General features: G+C 52.5%; 2 protein-coding genes. Both read left to right on the top strand.

Translation table 11 applies throughout. The features are described 5' to 3' along the window. The first annotated feature begins 840 nt into the window (after positions 1-840). Complete coding sequence (locus tag M3461_10485; protein MDQ3774744.1) at positions 841-1,230, top strand: hypothetical protein; 390 nt, start codon at positions 841-843, stop codon at positions 1,228-1,230. 232 nt (positions 1,231-1,462) lie between these two features. Further along, positions 1,463-2,278, top strand: a complete 816-nt coding sequence (locus M3461_10480; GenBank protein ID MDQ3774743.1) for a hypothetical protein — start codon at positions 1,463-1,465, stop codon at positions 2,276-2,278. The last annotated feature ends 851 nt before the right edge of the window (positions 2,279-3,129 follow it).

Raw genomic sequence — 3,129 nt, 5'->3', positions numbered from 1 at the left:
CGTTCCATCCTCCCCTCCCCGATCATCTTGATTTGCCGATAAAGTTGATCAGATCGGGTGGAGCCCTAAAAGTTCCACGCATTTGTTATCTTTATAACTCATATAGTTATAAGATCTTACCTATGTGTTCGCAATAGCGTCCTTGGAGTGCATGCCGTGGGTACGAACCCCGGAAGCACCGCACGACCCTCGCCATGATTACGGGCCTTGCGATTCTGCTTTCCCCATAGCGGGATAAGGTCAGCTACTTCCAACCGATCGATTTCGGGGCTAATCCTCCCCTTCACTTGCGTTCCGGCCTACACCCTCCCTGTCTACGCTTCGCAGGGCGTGTTACCACACCACCCCCGTGGACTCACATCCGGGCTAAGGACTGCCTCCTCTGCGTTCCCCTACAGCCACCCGGACACCGGCCAGGGCGAAGCCAAACGACCTCTTCGCGTCCCAGCGGCGGTCGCCACGTGTCTGACCCACCAATATGCGTTGCGAAACCGCGTCGAATGTCTTATGCTTTCTTTTGCACACCCAACCCAGGGCGTTTGCATATGGAGGGGCGCAATGCTTACAGAAGAGTCGGTTCGCCGATTTATTGAAACCAAATTATCTGATCCAGAAAATGCTGCTTTGCGAAACGTGCAGAGGACATATCGATGAACTAAACATAGAACACGGAGACATCTTTCGATCACAGATAGATATCATAAGAGTTCTGCTTCGCGTCGGTCGGGTCAATTCGGTGCTCGAGCTTGGTACGTTCTTTGGTTACAGCACGTTGGTATTCGCCGACCACGTCTCATCCTGCAAACCCTCTGGAAGGGTAGTTACGGTTGATAAAGATCAGTGGCGCGTAAAGGAGGCACGGACTCTTATCGAGCCTACAGGCTTGGCCGGGTTATTGATTTTAGGACTGGCGATGCGTTGAAAGAATGCCAAAACATGGCCGATCGCGGTGAGACATTCGATTTTGTGTTTCTCGATACATTCGAAGGGAACTATCCCGATCTCTTTCAGACATGCCTGCGGCTTGTGCGGCCATTACGAATCATTTTGATCGATAATGTCCTGATGCAAACGGTTCGAGGATGGACTACCGCAGAGAATGTAGTTGAACGATCGTATGATGTGTTTGCGGCACTGCGTCTTACACTCAAAATGGCGACCGCGACGGAGGGCGTAACGGCATGCGTGATTCCTTCCGGCAGCGGGCTTCTGCTGGCAGTAAAGAATTAAAGGAGGTCACGCGAGTCTCTCATAGGGTCTGTTCTGAAAATACGCTTCTTTATCATTGCGAGGAGCAACACGATAGTGGCCGACGAAGCAATCCTCTCCTCAACGGGATTGCCACGTTCCTTACCAGCCGCTCGCAATGACAAGCATTTTGTCTTTTCACACAGGCACTTAGAATGCTAAGTTCTGCTATACTTAATAACTCATACATCCCGCAGGAGAGGCGAACAAAAGCATGCAGATTCTGACTTTCCAGACGATCCCGGCCGCCGGCCGTGCGATGGCAGAGCATGTGCTTCGCAAAGTGATTGCGAAACCTGACGGCTCACGTTTCTTTCTCGGTCTTCCAACCGGCTCATCGCCGCTGCCATTTTTTGACGCGTTCGTCGATTTGGCGCGGGAGTTACCAGACCACTATAAAAGTCACCTAGCTACGCTCATGCATATTGCGGTCATGGATGATTTCGTTGACCACAATACGGGTGCGAATCTTTCCTCTTCCGACGAGTGGAGCGCCGTAGGGTTCATGCGGCTCAGATTTCTGGAGGCACTTCGGTCAGCGTTGGCGCCTGCAACAATGGCCAACGAGGGGCGTATCCTTTTTCCGAGAGTAGGCCATGTGCGAGAACTGCGGCAGCAAATCATTGAACAGGGGGGCCTCGACATACAGATTGTTGCGACGGATCCGTATGAAGGACACGTGGCCCAGAACTTTACCGGTGAACCATATCGAAAGACTGAGGAAGAGAAATACGCGCGCTTAAGCGAGGCCTTCATTCGACATCACGAGTGGGCGGAACGATACCGTGGAATCACGTTCGACCTTGACGATTTCACAGAGATGGTGTGTGCCAACCCCAACGGTGAGTTCCTTTTGGTAGTAACGGGGCCAACCCAAATACAGAGTACTACGCGAGTTTCTGAACAGCAAAACGTACGACCCGAACTTCCATTGTCATTTCTATGGCGCTCAGCTGATAGAACCTCAGTGTTCACAGATATGATGGATGCCGCTGGTTTGGTAACGGTTAGAGGATCGGGAGAAAAATAGTCTAGTGTACTGTAACAATAATATCTTTACAATATGAGTGCCGTTAATGACCGGAGTAAAACCTGGGACCGGATCGTCAGCGCCGGGCCGAAGCCAAGTTAATCGACATGAACGAACCCAGCCAAGGAAAAGACCCTCGAACAGGTCACTTTTTGCCCGGGAACCGGCTCGGGCGTGGGCGGCCGTACAGGAGTGTGGGGTTAATCAAAACTTATGGTGAGGCAATAAGTCAGGCTTGCCCGCCCGAGGTGCTGTTCAAAATCGTCGAGAAGGCCGTGAAGCATGCCCTTGGTAATACCTATCATTGCCACGGTGCCAGGATGTTTCTGCTTCGAGTCCTTGGCGGCGGATAAATTCGCGTGTATCTAAATAGCCGGCCGGACCAGCCGCCAACGTACAATCTCGACGCCTTGTCCGACACGGAGCTTGAGATGCTGGGTACGCTGAGCAACAAGATGCTAATGAAAGAGGAACAGTTATGACGCCAGCAGCACTCAAAACCTTTCGGTTACTACGCACACTAAATCTCCCGAGCACGATAATCCGCAAGGTCACCATCACGGCAGATGGAAAGCCACGTTTCACCGCCCTGGATGATAACGAATTTGATGTCCTCAAGCGTGCAATCCGCCGGGTATACCCAACCTACGCCCCGCTCGCGTGGCAACTCATGGACCCCCCCGACTGGACCTCAGGAGTCCATCGAAAACACCCCGAGGACGCAGGTGGCAGGCACTTTGACCTGCCCGCTTCGGATAACCGGCCAACCCAAAAACGTGCATGATTGAGGAGCGAGAATCGATAGCCACCGCGCTGATCCCATGGGGCCGGAGTTGTTCACTCTTTGCCCA

This window comes from Pseudomonadota bacterium (assembly GCA_030860485.1).
Lineage (GTDB): Bacteria > Pseudomonadota > Gammaproteobacteria > JACCXJ01 > JACCXJ01 > JACCXJ01.
The sequence above is the reverse complement of the archived record's forward strand: the minus strand, read 5'-3'. Positions and strand labels throughout refer to the sequence as shown.